The organism is Nocardia sp. XZ_19_385 (genome assembly GCF_015355755.1).
Classification (GTDB): Bacteria; Actinomycetota; Actinomycetes; order Mycobacteriales; family Mycobacteriaceae; genus Nocardia.
In genome coordinates this window covers 92,195-109,452 of sequence record NZ_JACVEE010000006.1, presented here as the reverse complement: position 1 = coordinate 109,452, position 17,258 = coordinate 92,195, and the positions used below count along the sequence as shown (strand labels likewise).

At 66.5% G+C, this 17,258-nt stretch carries 17 protein-coding genes; 13 read left to right on the top strand and 4 right to left on the bottom strand.

The window, feature by feature from the left end; genetic code table 11:
- The first annotated feature begins 2 nt into the window (after window positions 1-2).
- The 3 genes from chvE to mmsB are packed head-to-tail and all read left to right on the top strand — an operon-like array spanning window position 3 to window position 3,961.
- The gene (chvE, locus tag IBX22_RS34055) at window positions 3-1,091 is read left to right on the top strand and encodes a multiple monosaccharide ABC transporter substrate-binding protein (protein WP_194819931.1); all 1,089 of its coding nucleotides are present in this window, start codon (window positions 3-5) and stop codon (window positions 1,089-1,091) included.
- 3 nt (window positions 1,092-1,094) lie between these two features.
- A complete protein-coding gene (gene mmsA, locus IBX22_RS34050; protein ID WP_194819930.1) occupies window positions 1,095-2,642 on the top strand; it encodes a multiple monosaccharide ABC transporter ATP-binding protein in 1,548 nt (515 codons plus the stop codon).
- Entirely contained in the window at window positions 2,639-3,961 is a 1,323-nt protein-coding gene (mmsB, locus tag IBX22_RS34045; protein ID WP_309234904.1) for a multiple monosaccharide ABC transporter permease, read from the top strand. Before mmsA ends, mmsB begins: the two co-directional genes overlap by 4 nt.
- Here mmsB and IBX22_RS34040 read toward each other — a convergent pair whose 3' ends face one another.
- Window positions 3,962-5,011, bottom strand: coding sequence for a LacI family DNA-binding transcriptional regulator (locus tag IBX22_RS34040; protein WP_309234903.1), 1,050 nt, complete (start codon window positions 5,009-5,011; stop codon window positions 3,962-3,964). It abuts the gene before it with no gap.
- 137 nt (window positions 5,012-5,148) lie between these two features.
- Between IBX22_RS34040 and IBX22_RS34035 the strand changes: the two genes are divergently transcribed.
- The 8 genes from IBX22_RS34035 (at window position 5,149) to IBX22_RS34000 (ending at window position 12,969) form a co-directional block, all read left to right on the top strand.
- Complete coding sequence (locus tag IBX22_RS34035) at window positions 5,149-6,111, top strand: ABC transporter substrate-binding protein (RefSeq protein WP_194819929.1); 963 nt, start codon at window positions 5,149-5,151, stop codon at window positions 6,109-6,111.
- Window positions 6,111-7,655 (top strand): sugar ABC transporter ATP-binding protein, encoded by a 1,545-nt coding sequence (locus tag IBX22_RS34030; protein ID WP_194819928.1) that lies wholly within the window; start codon window positions 6,111-6,113, stop codon window positions 7,653-7,655. The genes IBX22_RS34035 and IBX22_RS34030 overlap by 1 nt, the downstream gene beginning before the upstream one ends.
- Window positions 7,652-8,734 (top strand): ABC transporter permease, encoded by a 1,083-nt coding sequence (locus tag IBX22_RS34025; protein ID WP_194819927.1) that lies wholly within the window; start codon window positions 7,652-7,654, stop codon window positions 8,732-8,734. Before IBX22_RS34030 ends, IBX22_RS34025 begins: the two co-directional genes overlap by 4 nt.
- Complete coding sequence (yjfF, locus tag IBX22_RS34020) at window positions 8,731-9,735, top strand: galactofuranose ABC transporter, permease protein YjfF (RefSeq protein WP_194819926.1); 1,005 nt, start codon at window positions 8,731-8,733, stop codon at window positions 9,733-9,735. Before IBX22_RS34025 ends, yjfF begins: the two co-directional genes overlap by 4 nt.
- A 118-nt stretch (window positions 9,736-9,853) precedes the next feature.
- Window positions 9,854-10,192 carry a hypothetical protein gene (locus IBX22_RS34015; RefSeq protein ID WP_194819925.1) on the top strand — a complete coding sequence of 113 codons (339 nt, stop codon included), beginning with the start codon at window positions 9,854-9,856 and terminating at the stop codon, window positions 10,190-10,192.
- Between the two features lie 49 nt (window positions 10,193-10,241).
- Complete coding sequence (locus IBX22_RS34010) at window positions 10,242-10,745, top strand: hypothetical protein (RefSeq protein ID WP_194819924.1); 504 nt, start codon at window positions 10,242-10,244, stop codon at window positions 10,743-10,745.
- A 120-nt stretch (window positions 10,746-10,865) separates the two neighbouring features.
- A complete protein-coding gene (locus tag IBX22_RS34005) occupies window positions 10,866-12,092 on the top strand; it encodes a DUF418 domain-containing protein (protein WP_194819923.1) in 1,227 nt (408 codons plus the stop codon).
- A gap of 154 nt (window positions 12,093-12,246) precedes the next feature.
- Entirely contained in the window at window positions 12,247-12,969 is a 723-nt protein-coding gene (locus tag IBX22_RS34000) for a GTP pyrophosphokinase family protein (protein ID WP_228540059.1), read from the top strand.
- A 7-nt stretch (window positions 12,970-12,976) separates the two neighbouring features.
- Here IBX22_RS34000 and IBX22_RS33995 read toward each other — a convergent pair whose 3' ends face one another.
- On the bottom strand, window positions 12,977-13,564 hold the full coding sequence (locus IBX22_RS33995) for a VTT domain-containing protein (protein ID WP_194819921.1): 588 nt from the start codon (window positions 13,562-13,564) through the stop codon (window positions 12,977-12,979).
- Window positions 13,565-13,634: 70 nt separating this feature from the next.
- On the opposite strand from IBX22_RS33995, the gene IBX22_RS33990 reads away from it, so the two are divergent.
- Both IBX22_RS33990 and IBX22_RS33985 read left to right on the top strand, forming a co-directional pair.
- On the top strand, window positions 13,635-14,492 hold the full coding sequence (locus IBX22_RS33990; protein WP_194819920.1) for an enoyl-CoA hydratase/isomerase family protein: 858 nt from the start codon (window positions 13,635-13,637) through the stop codon (window positions 14,490-14,492).
- Entirely contained in the window at window positions 14,489-15,103 is a 615-nt protein-coding gene (locus IBX22_RS33985) for a TetR family transcriptional regulator (RefSeq protein WP_194819919.1), read from the top strand. Before IBX22_RS33990 ends, IBX22_RS33985 begins: the two co-directional genes overlap by 4 nt.
- Before the next feature lie 6 nt (window positions 15,104-15,109).
- On the opposite strand, the gene IBX22_RS33980 is transcribed toward IBX22_RS33985, so the two are convergent.
- Both IBX22_RS33980 and IBX22_RS33975 read right to left on the bottom strand, forming a co-directional pair.
- The gene (locus tag IBX22_RS33980) at window positions 15,110-15,604 is read right to left on the bottom strand and encodes a phosphoribosyltransferase (RefSeq protein WP_194819918.1); all 495 of its coding nucleotides are present in this window, start codon (window positions 15,602-15,604) and stop codon (window positions 15,110-15,112) included.
- Between the two features lie 77 nt (window positions 15,605-15,681).
- Window positions 15,682-17,169, bottom strand: a complete 1,488-nt coding sequence (locus IBX22_RS33975; protein ID WP_194819917.1) for an FAD-binding oxidoreductase — start codon at window positions 17,167-17,169, stop codon at window positions 15,682-15,684.
- Window positions 17,170-17,258: the final 89 nt, after the last annotated feature.

The window sequence follows — 17,258 nt, the reverse complement described above, 5'->3', positions numbered from 1 at the left end:
ACATGACCGGCATCGATCGCCGCCGCTTCCTCGGGATAGCGGGCGGCTCCGTGGCCCTACTGGCCGCGGCCTGTTCCGTCGACAGCGGCTCGGGCAGCTCGTCCGGAGGCAAGCGGATCGGAATCTCCATGCCCACCAAGTCCTCCGAGCGCTGGGTGGCCGACGGGAACAACATCGTCGACCAGTTCAAGGCGCTCGGCTACACCCCCGATCTGCAGTACGCCGAGGACGTCATCGAGAACCAGGTGGCGCAGCTGGAGAACATGCTGACCCAGGGCGCCAACGCACTCGTCATCGCGGCTATCGACAACAAGTCGCTGACCGGGGTGCTGAACCAGGCCAAACAGAACAAGGTCGCGGTCATCGCCTACGACCGGCTCATCCGCGACACCGCCAACGTCGACTACTACGCCACCTTCGACAATTTCAAAGTCGGTGTGCTGCAAGCGACTTACCTGGTCGAGCGGCTGGGTGCGCAGAACGCGACGGCGCCGTTGAACATCGAACTGTTCGCCGGGTCGCCGGACGACAACAACACCTTGTTCTTCTTCAACGGTGCGATGTCGGTGCTGCAGCCGCTGATCGACACCGGCAAGCTGGCGGTGCGCTCGGGTCAGACCCGGATGGATCAGGCGACCACCCTGCGCTGGGACGGCGCGACCGCCCAGTCCCGTATGGAGAACCTGCTGTCCGCGCATTACGCCGCCGCGAACGTGGACGCGGTGCTCTCGCCCTACGACGGGATCTCCATCGGCATCCTGTCCGCGCTCAAGGCCGTCGGTTACGGGGGCGCCAAGAAGATGCCCATCGTCACCGGCCAGGACGCAGAGAAGGCGTCGGTGAAGTCGATCATCGCAGGGGAGCAGACCCAGACCGTGTTCAAGGACACCAGGGAACTGGCCAAGCGAGCGGTGCAGATGACCAACGCGATCCTCACCGGCGGTACCCCGGAAACCAACGACACCAGCACCTACGACAACGGCGTCAAGAAGGTGCCTTCCTATCTGCTGCAACCGGTTTCGGTGGACAAGGCCAACTACCGGCAGGCCCTGATCGACACCGGCTACTACACCGACAAGGATCTGCAGTAGGCCATGACCGATCACATTCTCGAAATGCGTTCGATCACCATGGAATTCCCCGGTGTGAAGGCGCTCGACGAGGTCGATTTCGAGGTTGCCCGCGGCGAGATCCACGCGCTGGTCGGTGAGAACGGCGCGGGCAAGTCGACCTTGATGAAGGTGCTGTCCGGGGTGTACCCGCACGGCGCCTACCGCGGCCGGATTCTGCTGGACGGTCAGGAGATGGCGTTCAAGGACATCCGGCACAGCGAGGCCACAGGTATCGCGATCATCCATCAGGAACTCGCGCTGGTGCCGCAGCTGTCGGTCGCCGAGAACATCTTTCTGGGCAACGAACGCGCCCGCGGTGGCGTGCTGGACTGGCAGGAGACCAACCGGCAAGCCATGCTGCTGATGCAGCGGGTCGGTCTCATCGAGGATCCCGAAACCCTGGTCGCCGCACTGGGAGTCGGCAAACAGCAGCTGGTGGAGATCGCCAAGGCGCTGGCCAAACAGGTGCGGCTGCTCATCCTCGACGAGCCCACCGCCGCACTCAACCAGGCCGACAGCGACGGCCTGCTGGCCTTGCTGGGGGAGCTGCGCGGTCAGGGCATCACCTCGATTCTCATCTCGCACAAGCTGAACGAGGTGCTGGCGGTCGCCGACACCATCACCGTGCTGCGCGACGGGCACACCATCGAGACCTTCGAGGTGGACGGCACCGTCACCGAGGACCGCATCATCAAGGGCATGGTGGGCCGCGACCTGGACCACCGTTTCCCGCCGCGGCCCGATTCCGCGATCGGGAAGGTGCTCTTCGATATCGAAGACTGGACCGTTGATCACCCCACCATCGCCGGACGGCAGGTGGTGCGGGGCGCCTCGATCCAGGTGCGGCGCGGCGAGATCGTGGGCCTGGCCGGGCTGATGGGCGCGGGCCGCACCGAGCTGGCGATGAGTGTCTTCGGCCGCTCCTACGGACGCAACATCCGCGGCACGGTACGCAAAGACGGTGTGCCCGTGCGGGTCTCGACGGTGTCCGAAGCCATCGCGGCGGGCATCGCCTATGTCTCGGAGGACCGCAAGCAGTACGGGCTGATCCTCGACGAGGACATCCGGCGCAACTTCACCCTCGCCAATCTCGGTGCCGTGTCGAAACATTCGGTGATCGACACCCACGCCGAGGTGGCCGTCGCCGAGGAACTGCGGACCCGGCTGACGGTCAAGACGCCCACCGTGTTCCAGAAGGTCGGCAATCTGTCGGGCGGCAACCAGCAGAAGGTGGTGCTGGGCAAATGGATCTTCACCGAACCCGACCTGCTGATTCTCGATGAGCCCACCCGCGGCATCGACGTGGGCGCCAAATACGAGATCTACCTGATCATCCAGCAGCTCGCGGCGGAAGGTAAAGGCGTGCTGGTGATTTCGTCCGAACTGCCGGAACTGCTCGGTCTGTGTGACCGCGTCTACGCGATGAGTCAGGGCCGCATCACCGGTGCACTGCCGGCTGCCGAAGCCACCCAGGAGGCGATCATGCGATTGATGACCCGCGGCGCGAACTCCCCGGAGGTGGCGTCGTGACATTGCTGGACAAACTGGAGGACGGCGAGAGCGCCGACGAGATCGTCGCGAAGGCGACCCGCGCCGAACCGCTCGGCGTGCTCGCCACGCTGCGGAACACCTTGCGCGGCAACGTCCGCCAGTACGGCATGATCGTCGCGCTGGTGGCCATCGTGCTGCTGTTCCAGGGTCTCACCACGGCGCAGCTCAGCGAGGGCGCCAGCCTGCTGACCCCGCTCAACGTCACCAATATGATCCTGCAGAACGGCTACATCCTGGTGCTCGCCATCGGGATGATGCTGGTGATCATCAACGGGCACATCGACTTGTCGGTCGGCTCGGTGTGCGCCTTCGTCGGCGCGCTGACCGGCATCGCCATCGTGCAGTGGCACCTGCCGTGGCCGCTGGTGGTGCTGCTGGGTCTGGCGCTGGGCGCGCTCATCGGCGCCTGGCAGGGCTATTGGATCGCCTATGTGAAGATCCCGGCGTTCATCGTCACCCTCGGCGGCATGCTGCTGTTCCGCGGTTTGGCGCAGCTGCTGCTGCAGGGGCAGTCGATCGGCCCCTTCCCGCCGGGGTTCGTGAAGATCGCGGGCGGCTACCTGCCCAATTGGCTGCCGATCCAGGCGCTGGTCTTCGACGGCTTCCAGAACGGCTTCGTGGTTCGCCTGAAAACCGGTGAGCTGCACGGGCTTACGCTGTTGCTGGCGGCCACCGCCATCGCCGCGCTGGTGTGGGCGCAGCTGCGGGTGCGGCGCCGCCGCCGCTCCTATGGACTACCCGCCGGGCCGCGCGCGCTGTTCGTGGCGAAGCTGGCGGCGCTGGGCGGGGTGATCGGGGCTTTCGGATTCATCCTCGCCTCCTACAACGGCCTGCCGATCATCGGGCTGATCCTGGTGGTGCTCATCGTCGCGTACTCGTTCCTGATGAACCGCAGTGTCCTGGGCCGCCGCATCTATGCCGTCGGCGGCAACGAGAAGGCCGCGGCGTTGTCGGGTGTGAACACCAGGCGCAACACCTTCTTCGTGTTCGTGAACATGGGGATGCTGGCGGCGCTGGCGGGCATTATCTTCGCGGCCCGCCTGGGCGCGGCCACCCCGAAGGCTGGTCAGAACTTCGAATTGGACGCCATCGCAGCGGCTTTCGTCGGCGGCGCCTCGGCCAGCGGCGGCATCGGCACGGTCGTCGGTGCGATTGTGGGCGCGCTGGTCATGGGCGTGATGAACAACGGCATGTCCATGCTCGGCGTGGGCAGCGACTGGCAGTTGGTGATCAAAGGCCTGGTCCTGCTCGCCGCGGTCGCCTTCGACGTCTACAACAAGAAGCGCGCCGCCGCCTGATCAGGGTTGCCGTGGCGGCGCGGTGCTGTCGCGCACTACGAACTCTGGAATCACCTGCGTGGGTTCGGCTGCCGCACTGTCGGATTCGATCAGGCGAAGCAGCAATCGCATGCTCCGGCGGCCGACCTCGTCGAAGTCCTGGCGCACGGTGGTCAGCGGCGGAGACAGGTACGCGGCCTCCGGAATGTCGTCGAAGCCGACCACCGAGATGTCCTCGGGCACCCGGATACCGCGTTCGGCGAAGGCGCGCAACAGCCCCAGCGCCATCTGGTCGTTGGCGGCGAACACCGCCGTCACGCCGGGCTGGGCGGCCAGTACCGGTCCCGCTTCGTAGCCGGAGCGGGCGCTCCAATCACCGGCGATCACAGGCGGAATGGTGGCGCCCGCGGTCTCCAGGGTGTGCCGCCAGCCCTCCACGCGGTCGCGCGCCTCCAGCCAGCCATTGGGGCCGGAGACGTGCCAGACCGTGTCGTGGCCGAGATCCAGCAGGTGCTGCACCGCCAGGCGCGCACCCTCGCCCTGGTCTACCGAGGCCGACGGCAACCCGGCATCCTGGCCGGCCTCCACGGCAACGGCGGGCAGTGTCGCGGGCAGGTTGTGCAGCGCCGCGGCGGCGATCATCAAGGGCGCGATGATGATTACCCCGTCCACGCCCTGATCGGCCAGGGTGTGGACAGCATCGAGCACCTCGGCCCGATCGGCGCGTTGCAGCGTCGCGATACTGACGCCGTAGCGGGCCGCCCGCGCGGCGCGTTCGATGCCGAGCAGCATCGAGGCCGGGCCGTACAGGACCGTGTCGAAGGTGACGACCCCCAGGACTTTCGAACGCCTGCTCACCAGCCCGCGCGCCATGGCGTTGGGCCGATACCCCAATTCCTCGACCGCGGCCAGCACGCGCTGGCGCGTTTCGGGCCGCACCTGCGGGCTGTCGTTGAGCACACGCGAGACCGTCTGGTGCGAAACACCCGCTCGCTTGGCCACATCGATCATGACGACCGGTCGAGGATGCTCCGGTGCGACACCGTGAACGGCACTGTCCCTGTCCTTCACGTCCCACCCTTCCGTGCGATAGCGGCCCGCCCCGAATCAGGATACGGCCTTCGATCCGACTCTTGACGGAGTCGATGTGAGCGTTAACACTAGCAGGATCCCTTTACCAATCACTCGCTCGTCGCTAGGGAGTCCTCGTGTTCAAGAGGCTTGTCATCGTCGCCACCGCCCTCACTCTTACCGCCGCGGCCGCCACCGGCTGCGGCGGCGCCGCCGACAGTGGTGGGACCACTCTCGGATTCTCTCAGGTCGGTGCCGAAAGCGGATGGCGCACCGCCAATACCCAATCCATCCAGGACTCCGCCAAGGCGGCCGGAATCAACCTGAAATTCGCTGACGCACAACAGAAGCAGGAAAATCAGATCAAGGCCATCCGGTCCTTCATCCAGCAGCGGGTGGACGTCATCGCGTTCTCGCCGGTGGTCGAATCCGGTTGGGACACGGTGCTGAAGGAGGCCAAGGACGCCAAGATCCCGGTGATCCTCACCGACCGCGCCGTCGACTCGAAGGACACCACGCTCTACGCCACCTTCCTGGGCTCGGACTTCGTCGAAGAGGGCAAGAAGGCGGCGCAGTACGTGATCGACACCTACCGCAGCTCAAATGAGACCGTTAACATCGCCGAACTGCAGGGGACGACCGGGTCCGCACCGGCCATCGACCGCAAGGAAGGCTTCCTCGGCCTCATCTCCGCCGACCCGAAGTTCAAGATTGTCGCCTCGCAGACCGGCGATTTCACCCGGGCCAAGGGCAAAGAGGTGATGCAGGCATTCCTGGCTTCGCGCCAGAAGATCGATGTGTTGTTCGCGCACAACGACGATATGGCGCTGGGCGCGATCCAGGCCATCGAGGAGGCCGGGCTCGCGCCGGGCAAGGACATCAAGATCGTGTCCATCGACGGCGTGCGGGACGCGCTCAAGGCCCTGGTCGACGGCAAGAAGAACTTTGTCGTGGAATGCAATCCGCTGCTCGGGCCGCAACTGATGGACCTGGTCGGCAAGGTCAAGGCGGGTCAGCCGGTGCCGCACCGCATCGTCACCGAGGAGACCACCTTCACCCCCGAGCAGGCCGTTGCCGCACTGCCCGGGCGGCAGTACTGATGTCGGAATCGACCACCGCGCCGATCCTGTCGATGACCGGCATCGGCAAGCGATTCGGCGCGGTGGCCGCGCTGCGCGAAGTCGACCTGAGACTGTTCCCCGGTGAGATTCACGCCCTGGTCGGAGAAAACGGCGCAGGCAAATCCACTCTCATCAAGGTGCTCACCGGAATTCACGCCGCCGACGCCGGGACGATCCGGTTGGGCGGGCAACCGGTGCGGTTCACCGGCCCGCAGCAGGCCCAGCACGCCGGGGTGAGCACCGTTTACCAGGAGATCAACCTGTGCCCGAATCTCTCGGTCGCGGAGAACATCTACATCGGCCGGGAACCGCGCCGAGCCGGATTGGTGCGCTGGCGCACCATGCGCCGGGCGGCGGCCGCGCTGGTGCAGCGTATGCATCTGGACGTGGACGTCACCGCGCCGCTCGGATCGTATTCCCTTGCGGTGCAACAGCTCATCGCGCTCGTGCGTGCTGTCGACCTGGACGCGCGGGTGCTGGTGCTGGACGAGCCCACCTCATCGCTGGACGCCGGTGAAGCCCAGCAGCTGTTCACCCTCATGCGCCGTCTCGCCGCGGACGGGGTGGCGATCCTGTTCGTCACCCACTTCCTGGACCAGATCTTCGCGTTGTGCGACCGGGCGACCGTGTTGCGCAACGGAACCCTGGTGGGGGAGTACCCGGTGGCCGAGCTGACCCACCGCACTCTGGTGGCGCGCATGCTGGGCAGCACGGTCGAGACCCTCGAAGAGATCGAGCACCACAACCCGCAGCACGACGGTCCGCGCGCCCGGACCGGTGCCGCGGAGCCGGTCCTCACCGCCACCGGCGTTGGTGGGCAGCGCAATTCGGTCGCGCCCTTCGACCTGGACGTGCACGCCGGTGAGGTCGTCGGGCTGGCCGGGCTGCTCGGTTCCGGCCGCACCGAGGTGGCCCGGCTGCTGTTCGGCGCGGACCGCCCGGCCACCGGCAGCGTCCGGGTGCCGGGCGTAGCCGGTCCGCTGCGCTCGCCGCGCGCCGCGGTCGCGCACGGGCTGGCCTTCTGCCCCGAGGACCGCAAGACCCAGGGCCTGGTGCTCGAACTGTCGGTGGCGGAGAACATTCTGCTCGCCGTGCAGGCCGCCCGCGGCTGGGCGCGCCCGATACCGGCCCGGCGGCGCGCCGAGCTGGTATCGAAATATATTGCCGCCCTGCGTATCACGCCGGACGATCCGACCCTGCCGGTCAAGGCGCTCTCCGGCGGGAACCAGCAGAAGGTGCTGCTGGCGCGCTGGCTGGCCACCGAGCCGCGGCTACTGATCCTGGACGAGCCCACGCGCGGTATCGACATCGGCGCCAAGGCCGAGATCCAGCGCCTGGTGGTGTCGCTGTCCGAGCAGGGCATGGCGGTGCTGTTCATCTCCGCCGAGCTGGAGGAGGTGCTTCGCCTGTCGCACAAGGTGGCGGTGCTGCGGGACCGCAGGCTGGTCGCCGAACTGGCCAATGACGCGGAGCTGACCGTGGATCGGCTGATGGAAACCATTGCGAGCGGGAGGATCTCATGAGTTCCGGTGTCACCGCCCTACTGCGGCATCGGCTGTTCTGGCCGGCGATGGCGCTGGTTGTGCTGCTGGCCGTGGATGCCGTGCACACGCCCGGCTTCCTGGCCGTGCGCGTGCAGGACGGCCACCTCTACGGCAGCCTGATCGACATCCTGCGCTACGGTGCGCCGCTGGTGCTGGTGTCGGTGGGCATGACCTTGGTGATCGCCGCCCGCGGCATCGACCTGTCGGTGGGTGCGGTGGTCGCCATCTCCGGTGCGCTGGCTTGCCTGCATATCGAAGGGCTGACCGACCAGAACGCCGTGACCGGAGTCCTTGTCGCGGTCGTGCTGGCCTTCGCGGTGGCGGCGGCGCTGGGTCTGTGGAACGGAATTCTGGTGTCGCGGTTCCGGATTCAGCCGATCGTGGCGACGCTGATCCTGATGGTGGCCGGGCGCGGGCTGGCGCAGTTGCTGACCGAGGGGCAGATCATCACCGTCGACAGCGACCCCTACCGGGTGATCGGCGGTGGGTTCCTGCTGGGCCTGCCGGTGCCCGTGCTGATCGCGGCGGCGATCACCGTCCTGATGGTGCTGCTGTTGCGCCGCACGGCGCTGGGTCTGCTGCTGGAATCGGTCGGCGGTAACGCCGAGGCGTCGCGGCTGGCCGGGGTGCGAGCGGGTGGACTGATCGTCGCGGCATATGTGGTGTGCGCGTGCTGCGCCGCGATCGCCGGGCTGATGTCCAGTTCCAATGTGTCCGCGGCCGACAGCAACAACGCGGGCCTGTGGATCGAACTCGATGCGATTCTCGCGGTCGTCATCGGCGGGACCGCGCTGACCGGGGGCCGATTCCATCTCGGTGGGACGGTGCTGGGCGCGTTGGTGATTCAGACGCTCACCACCACCATTTACACCATCGGCGTGGCGCCGGAGACCACCCTGCTGTTCAAGGCACTGGTGGTGATCGCGGTCTGTCTCGTGCAGTCACCGGCCTTCCGCGCCAAGGTGTTCCGCAAGCGTCCACCGGACCAGCGAAAGCCACTCGCCGATACCGGCGGCGAGGTCCTCGCCGAAGCTACCCGAAAGTCGGTGTCCCGATGAGTACCCTCGTCGCCGGTCCGATGTCGGTAGTGAAAAATATTGCGCGACAGGGCAATCGCTATGTTCCCGTGCTCGCCACCGCGGTTCTGTTCGTGATCATGTACGGCATCGGGATGACCCGCTATCCGGCCTTCGGCCATCCGCAGGTTTTCGTGAACCTGTTGATAGACAACGCCTTCCTGCTGGTGCTGGCGGTGGGCATGACCTTCGTCATCCTCACCGGCGGGATCGACCTGTCGGTGGGCGCGGTGCTCGCCGTGAGCACCGTGATCTCGGCCTGGCTGGTCACGGTGCACCAGTGGCCCCCGCTGGCGGCGATGGCGCTGATCCTGCTGGGCGGCACCGGTTTCGGCGCCGCGATGGGGGCGGTGATCCACTATTTCGAGATCCAGCCGTTCATCGTCACCCTCGCCGGGATGTTCCTGGCCCGCGGGCTGTCCTATGTGATCAGCACGGACTCGATCACCATCACCGACCCGACCTATACCCGGCTGGCTCAGCAGCGCATCCATCTCGGCTCGGAGGTCTTCGTCTCGGCGAGCATGCTGGTGGCGCTCGCGGTGATCGCGGCCGCCTTCGTGGTGCTGCATTACACCCGCCTCGGCCGCACCGTCTACGCCCTCGGCGGCAACGAACAATCCGCGTTGATGATGGGACTTCCGGTGGCGCGCACCAAGATCGCCGCTTACGCGATCAGCGGCGGTTGCTCGGCGCTCGGCGGCATCCTGTTCACCTTCTACACCTTGTCGGGCTGGAGCCTGCATGCGGTCGGCATGGAACTCGACGCCATCGCCGCGGTGGTGATCGGCGGCACCCTGCTCTCCGGCGGTTCCGGCTTCGTCCTGGGCACCGTGCTCGGCGTACTCACCCTCGGCGTCATCCAGACGATCATCAGCTTCCAAGGCACCTTGAGCTCCTGGTGGACCAAGATCGTCATCGGCGCCCTGCTGCTGGTGTTCATCGTGTTGCAGCGCGCACTCGGCGGCCGAGCCCGATCGTAGCGACGGCCAGTCGGCGGGGCAGTCCCCGCCGGTCGGCGGATGGTTGCCCGCAGCGTGCGCTCATAGGCTGGTCTCAAGGCTATTTGCCCACGTAGACAGCAACTTTGAGGATGAACAGATGCGCACGAAACTTCGGGTACTGGCGACCGGATCAGCCGCTGCCGCCATCGCCGTGGTGGCAGCCGCCGGTCCCGCCGCCGCGGGTGTGACTGTCAAGGGCGCGAAAGACAACACGATCACCGCGCAAGTGACGCAGATGGCGCCGACATCGGTCTGCACACTGCACAACATCTCGACCACGAAGCAGGTGTCCAAACCGGTCGGCCCGGACGGCACAGTGACCCTCGTGCTGACCAAGGTGCGCCGCGGACCGCACGCGGTGAACGTCACCTGCAAGCTGCCCGACGGCACCGTGCAGGTGCTGGCCGATCATCGGGCCGCACCGGTTACCGCCTGACCCTCTCGTCCCAGGGGTGCTGCAGGCCGCGTCTCTACACTCGGCAACTATGCAGCTACAAACGAATGACATCTACGGTGGTGTGGTCGGTACGGTGCTGGCCAGTGTCATCGTTGCCGCGATGCCGCTGGATGTCAGCCCGCTCCGCTCCGCGCTGTGGGTAGTCACCGGTGTCGCCGTCGCTGCGCTCACTCGCAGCTACGGCCAGCACGTGTCGACCCACCATGTCGATTCCGAAGCGGGATTCTGGCTAGATCTGGGCCGCACTCTGCTCACCGGGATTCCGCTCCTGATCGCCAGTCTCCCTACGGTTTTCGTGCTGGTACTCGCGCACTTCCTGCACTGGCGCGACGACATCGTGCACCCTGACGGCTCGGTGACGGCGGGCTTCACCACCGCGACCCAGGTGCTCAACATGGTGCTGCTGTTCGGCTGGGGAATCCTGGCGGCCCGTGCCAGCGGCTACTCGAAATGGAGCACCATCGTCGCGATCGGACTGGGCAACACGACGCTCGGGCTGGTGGTGTTCCTCATGAACATGATCAATCGGTAGCCTCCGGCGCCGCCGGTGTGAGACTCCGCCGGTCGGCGGCAGATCGCCCGCCGATCGGCGGGGCCGTTACCGAAATCTGCCGGATGGTTCGCCGCTCGCCGTGCCGGTGTCATTGTGGGTATGACCTCGATACAGCTGCCCAAGGAGACAACGCCTCCTGAGCCCGGGACCCGGCCCGAAGGCGCCGCATCCGGCCCCTCGACTAAGCGGCTGGTCGGGTTGGATCTGGCCCGGGCGCTGGCCGTGTTCGGCATGTACGCCGTGCACATCGGCCCGCCGTTGTCGGCCACGAACGGTGTCGGCAGCTGGATTCGGTACCTGGCCGAGGGGCGCGCCTCGATTCTGTTCGCCACCCTCGCCGGGTTCTCCCTGATGCTGATCGCCGGCCGCCGCCAGCCCAAGACCGGTCAGGCGGGGCGGCAGGCGAAGGCCCGGATCGCGATCCGCGCCGTCATCCTCATCGCGCTGGGTACGGCGATGACGATGGTCTACGGGGATGTGGTGATCCTTGCCTTCTACGGCATCTACTTCCTGCTGGCTTTGCCGCTGGTCCGGCTGAGCGCAAAGACACTCGCGATCATCGCGGCCGTGCTTGCCCTGGTCACACCGCAGCTGGCGTTCGTCCTGAAATCGCTTCTGACCGAGCCGATCCAGCAGAGTATCAACGCCTACGACCCGCTCGAAAAGCTCAGCAACGTGGGCGTGCTCGATCTGCTGTGCACCGGCTTCTACCCGACGATCCCCTGGATTACGTTCGTGGTCGCCGGCATGGCGCTGGCCCGGCTCGACCTGGCCTGCGGCGCGGTGCAGCGACGCGTGGCGGCACTCGGCGCCGCTCTCACCGTGCTCGGATACGGCCTGTCCCGGCTGCTCGCCGGTCCCGACGCGCTGAGGAGCATGGCCGAATCCGGGCCGCCGTCCGCAGGCAACAAGCCGCTGGACCTGCAGGGGTCGGCCTCGGCTCTGTTGCTGGCTGGACCGCACAGCGGCACGACTTTCGACATCATCGGCAGCGTGGGCGTCGCGATGCTGGTGATCGTGGGCGCGACCGCCGCGCTGGAGCGGTTGCGGTGGCTACGTCGCCTGGCGACGCCGCTGATCGCCGTGGGCACCATGTCGCTGACCGCCTACGTCGGCCACTTCCTCGCACAGTCCGTCCTGTCAGCGAACTCCGTGCTGTCCATGCCCGAGCCCGGTAAGGCCGGCGCCTACTCCTCCTGGACGCAGTTGCTGCTGTTCATCCTCGGGGCCACCGTGTTCGCCATGATCTGGTCCCGTTTCTTCCGCCGCGGGCCCCTGGAATACCTGCTCAACGCCGCCACCAAGCCGGCGAAGTACATCCGCTGAGGTCTTGTCCCCGGGAGTCCGGCCGTGCGCTATCAGGCGGCCGGGCTCGCGGCGCAACCGTGCGCGGCTCAGCCTGATCTCAGACCACGGTGACAGAATGGCTGGTGACCGGCAGGTTTTAAATCCGCGGAATATGGAGGCGACGAGTACATCGATGAGCACCCCTGACACCGACCTCGCACCCTTCCAGGGCGAGTTCACGCGCTTCATGATGTCCTACCGCTTCGTCACCTCCGAGTTGATGACCAAGATCAACATTCTGGCCGACGAATTCACCTACATCCACAACTACAGCCCGATCGAACACGTCCGATCACGGCTGAAGTCCCCGGACAGCATCCTGCGCAAACTCCAGCGCAAGGACATCCCCGCCACCTTGCACGACATTCGGAAGAACATCGTCGACATCGCCGGTGTGCGCATCACCTGCAGCTTCATCCAGGACACCTACCGGATCGCGGATATGCTCACCAGCCAATCCGACGTCACCGTGACCGAGGTGCGCGATTACATCGCCAACCCGAAACCCAACGGCTACAAGAGCTTGCACCTGCTGCTCGAATTGCCGGTCTTCATGAGCGACCGCGTCGAACACGTGCCGGTGGAGCTCCAGATCCGCACGATCGCCATGGATTTCTGGGCCAGCCTCGAGCACAAGATCTTCTACCGGTACGGCGGCGATGTTCCGCACGACCTGCTGACGGAACTGACCGAGGCGGCCGACGCCGCGAACCGCCTCGACATGCGAATGGAGCATCTGCACGAGCAGGTCGGGCGCTCCCGCACCACAGGCTCCGCCGGAAACGGCGTCTCCATGCCCGCCGCGGCGCAGGAACTCTTCGAAGCTCTCGCCCAGCACCATCGCTTCACCGGCTGAGCGGAAATCACGATTTCCTGCGTTTCCGCAGGGCGCTGAACGATTCCATGAGCCCCGCCAGGATCACCGCGAGCGCGATGCCGAGTAGCGCGCCTTTCCATGGCTCGTCGCGAAACGCCTGACCGCCGAGGACGCCGAGCAGGGTGCCGGCGGTGGCCGAGTAGAGGGCGGCGATTGCGTCGTAACCGGCGAAAGAGCGGCGCGAGTAGCCGACAGCGCCTGCGGTGAGAGTGCAGATATTGCGCATGGCAGGCAGGGAGCGCCCCGCTATCAGCAGCACACCGCCGCGCCGGTCGAGTTCCCTTGCGGCGGCGTCCATTGCCTTGCGGCGGCGGGTATCCGGACCGGACGCACGATAGATGCGACCGCCGGCCACGCGGCCGATCTGATAGGAGATGTGGTCGCCCGCGAAGGCACCCGAGGCTGCCGCGGCGATCACCAGCACCGGTTCGGGTGCGCCGGTGGCGGCATAGGCGCCGGCCGTCAGTAGGACGGCTTCGCTGGGGACCGGGATGAATCCGTCCACCAAGGTCATCGCCGCGATCAGCAGATAGATCCACGGCGAGGTGATGAGTTGTTCAACGAGTTCGAGCACGCCACTCCAAGATGAGATGTGTATCATTTGATACTAGTCTCATATTTTGCCGAGCTGCGAGGAGCGTGCGATGCCCGAGACACTGTCGGACTGGGATGGGCGCGCCGGTTCATCCCGGTTCGAGGAGTACGCCCATCGGTACCGCGACTTCTTCGTCATGACCCGGCGCGGCGGGATCCTGGAAATGCGGATGCACACCGATGGCGGGCCGCTGCGGCACAGCTGGATCGGGCACAACGCCTGGAATCAGGCGTGGCTGGAGGTGGGCAACGATCCGGACAACGAGGTGCTGATCCTGACCGGCACCGGAAACCGCTGGCACAGTGGCGATCCCGGCGAACTCTGGCGCACCCCATTTCCCCGATGGAGTCCGGACAGCCAGCTCAAGATGCACAGCGACATGGTGAAACTACTGGAGAATTTGGCCTTCGCGATCGATATCCCGACCATCGCGGCGGTCAACGGCCCCGGCACCCATTGCGAATTCGCCACCCTGTGCGACATCACGCTGTGCGTCGAGGATGCCGACTTCTTCGATCCACACTTCTTGGCGGGTGCGGTGCCCGGTGACGGAATGGGCCTGACGCTGCAGCAGACGATCGGCGCCAAACGCGCGTCGTACTACATGTACACCGGTAAGCCGATCGACGGCCGGACCGCGCTGCAATTGGGTTTGGTCAACGAGGTGCTGCCACGCGCGGAATTGTTGCCCAGGGCTTGGGAGATCGCCGAAATGATCATGCGCCGACCCCGTGTCACCCGCCGCCTCACGCACGCCATCGCCATCCGACCTTGGAAGCAGGCACTGGTCAACGATCTCGGTTTCCACACCGCGCACCAGCTCTGGAGCATGTCGATGGGCGAAGGTGGACGGATGGACCTACTTCGAGAACTGGGCGACCGCGTCACCGACGAGGCGAACTCGTGAACCCGGTCGAACCGATCTCCCTGCGAGACAGGAAGAAAGCGCGCACAAAGGCCGCGATCCAGACCGAAGCGCTGCGCCTGTTCACCGAAAACGGTTACGAGAACACCACGGTCGAGCAGATCGTGGCGAGCCTCGACGTTTCCCGGGCCACGTTTTTCCGGTACTTCCCCACCAAGGCCGACCTGGTGCTGTACGACGTCGTGGACAACCCGCTGCTGCGTTGTGCCGCACAGTGCGACGAGCACACCGGTCCGATCGCGGCGATCCGCGCCGCGATCCGCGGGTTGGCAGGCTCGGCCTCAGACGAGGAAGCCCGCACCTACCAACAGCGAGAATTGCTGCTGCGCACCGTCCCCGAACTCCGAGCCAGAGTCCCGGGCCAAATCGCCGCCGTGGCTCCGTTGCTCACCCGCGCTCTGTCTGGCAACTACCAGCTCTCCGCCGAAGACCCTCGGATCCTCGCCGTCGCGGGCGCGATCATCGGCGCCGGCATCGCGACCTGGATCAGCGCCCACGACGACATCGCCGACGGATACACCGACCGCTACAACACCGCTTTGGACGCCGTCCTCATCGAACTCCGAACACTCGACGACCTGCTCCGCAGCTGATCCTGACTAGGCGTCGAGGACCTGCGCGGCGCGGGTGACGACGGGCGGCTGGACCGACCAGGGGAAGTTGATCCAGCGGTCGGTGCGCTTCCACACGTATTCGCAGTCGACCTCCGAGTGCGGCTTCTGGTAGATCACCGCGCAGCGCACTTCGGCGACCTTGTCGGCGCAGAAGTCGCGCACCAGTTTCAGTGTCGCGCCGGTGTCGGCGACGTCGTCGGCTACCAGCACGCGCGCTCCGGCCAGGTCGACTGCCTGCGGGACGGGCGGCAGCATGACGGGCAGGTCCAGGCGCTGGTCGACGCCGGTGTAGAACTCGACGTTCATGACGTGCAGGTTCTTGACGTCGAGGGCGTAGCCGAGCGCGCCCGCGACGAACAGCCCGCCGCGGGCGATGGACAGGATGAGGTCCGGCTCGAACCCGTCGTCGGCGATCTGCTCGGCGAGTGTGCGGCTTGCGGAGCCGAACAGCTCCCAGGTGAGTTCTTCTCGTTCCGACATGTGTGGCTGCTCCTTCGGTGCTGGTGGGAAAGAACCTAGACCACCGGCGGGACACGGGGATCACCCGCGACCCGCACTCAGGCCGCAGGGGCGATGTTGTGGTTGACGCGGAAGAGATTGTGCGGGTCGACGGGGCGCTTCAAGGACGCCAGGCGGCTGTAGTCGGCGTCGGTATATGCGCGGCGGACCTGCTCGGGGGTCACGTCGTGGCCGGTTAGATAGTTCGGCAGGACGTGCCCGGTGAGCGAAGGCCGCAGGAGGTTGAAGGTGTGTTCCTGGATCGCCTCGATGGTGCTGTCGGCGGCCGGATCGGGCGCCGGCGCAGCGAGGAACAGCGTGCAGTCCGCGTCTCGGTGCCCGACCGCGTTGGGATGTTCGGGGGTGCGGGCCAGCGCGCCGCCGAGATGCCGGATTTCCAGCGCGAACGGCGGTTTCGCGGCCCCGGGCCCCGCGGCCTCCAGAATGCGATCGACCGTGGTGTCGTCCAGATTCCGCAGCTCACCGGCACGCTCTCGGGCACGCATCGGTCCGGCGGGGTCCGCGTAGATCTTCCCGACCTCGGCGTAGGGCATGTCGGCCACGCTGTCCTGCATCGGCGTCAGCGCGCGCAGCGGCCGCAGCAGTTGTTCACCCGCGGTAGCGGAGCCGAGGAAGGCCACGCGGATCTTGACGATCGTCTTGCCGTGGAGCTGAGGGGGGAAGCTGCTGGCTCCGGCCGGGATGTTCACGATGATCAGCGAGGTCGTCATCTGGTCGGTGAGATCCCGGGTGAACGCCTGATAGGCGGCCAGTACCTCGGGCACACGATCGACGAAAGTCATGCTGCCGCCGTAGATTCGGCTGACCGGAAACAACGCCGTCTCGATTTCGGTGACGATGCCGAAGTTGGATTTCCCGCCCCGGACCGCCCAGAACAGGTCGGTCTCGCTCGACGGCGTCAGCCTGCGGATATCGCCGTTCGCGTCGACGAGGGTGATGCGGCGGACATGGTCGGCCGCGTAACCCATCGACCGTCCGATGACGGGGAGACCGCCTCCGGTGGTGTAGCCGACGACCCCCACGCCGGGGGCCGACCCGTTCAGCGGGGCGAGACCGTGCTCGGCGGCCGCCGCGATCAACGCGGAGAAGAGCACGCCGCCACCGACGACCGCGGTGCGCGCATTCGGGTCGATCCGGATGGATTCGAGATGCCGAGTGTTGAGCAGCAGGCCGTCGCGCGCCGAACGGCCGATGCCATGGCCGGTCGCCTGCACGGCGATCGGCGTCTGCCGCTCCGCCGCGACCAGCACGGCGCGGGCCGCCTCCTGCTCGTCCCGCGGTGACACGATCGCGGCCGGGCGGTGGTCGATCGTGCGGTGGAACGCGGCGCGCTCGGTGTCGTACGCGCCGTCACCGGCGACCAGCACGCGATCCGCCGGCAACGTGCGGCGCAGGTGGGCGGCCAGATCGCCATTACCCACGGCTCCGGCGCCTGTCGCACAGGCGGCCAGGCTGCCCGCCGAAAATGCCACGGCGGCAACGCCGGCGGCTTTCAGCACATTGCGTCTGGTCAGCTGCTCATGCACGTGATCGTCGCTCCTTCTGGAATGCCAAGCGCCGATTTTGTTGGCGCAGTTGCAGATTAACGACCAGCGATCATTCGGCAATCATCGTT

What these genes read in the sequence shown, in the direction of transcription:
- chvE (WP_194819931.1), top strand. Translation starts at nt 3, where the DNA reads ATGACCGGCATCGATCGCCGCCGCTTCCTCGGGATAGCGGGCGGCTCC.
- mmsA (WP_194819930.1), top strand. Translation starts at nt 1,095, where the DNA reads ATGACCGATCACATTCTCGAAATGCGTTCGATCACCATGGAATTCCCC.
- IBX22_RS34030 (WP_194819928.1), top strand. Translation starts at nt 6,111, where the DNA reads ATGTCGGAATCGACCACCGCGCCGATCCTGTCGATGACCGGCATCGGC.
- IBX22_RS34025 (WP_194819927.1), top strand. Translation starts at nt 7,652, where the DNA reads ATGAGTTCCGGTGTCACCGCCCTACTGCGGCATCGGCTGTTCTGGCCG.
- yjfF (WP_194819926.1), top strand. Translation starts at nt 8,731, where the DNA reads ATGAGTACCCTCGTCGCCGGTCCGATGTCGGTAGTGAAAAATATTGCG.
- IBX22_RS34015 (WP_194819925.1), top strand. Translation starts at nt 9,854, where the DNA reads ATGCGCACGAAACTTCGGGTACTGGCGACCGGATCAGCCGCTGCCGCC.
- IBX22_RS34010 (WP_194819924.1), top strand. Translation starts at nt 10,242, where the DNA reads ATGCAGCTACAAACGAATGACATCTACGGTGGTGTGGTCGGTACGGTG.
- IBX22_RS34005 (WP_194819923.1), top strand. Translation starts at nt 10,866, where the DNA reads ATGACCTCGATACAGCTGCCCAAGGAGACAACGCCTCCTGAGCCCGGG.
- IBX22_RS34000 (WP_228540059.1), top strand. Translation starts at nt 12,247, where the DNA reads ATGAGCACCCCTGACACCGACCTCGCACCCTTCCAGGGCGAGTTCACG.
- IBX22_RS33990 (WP_194819920.1), top strand. Translation starts at nt 13,635, where the DNA reads ATGCCCGAGACACTGTCGGACTGGGATGGGCGCGCCGGTTCATCCCGG.
- IBX22_RS33980 (WP_194819918.1), bottom strand. Translation starts at nt 15,604, where the DNA reads ATGTCGGAACGAGAAGAACTCACCTGGGAGCTGTTCGGCTCCGCAAGC.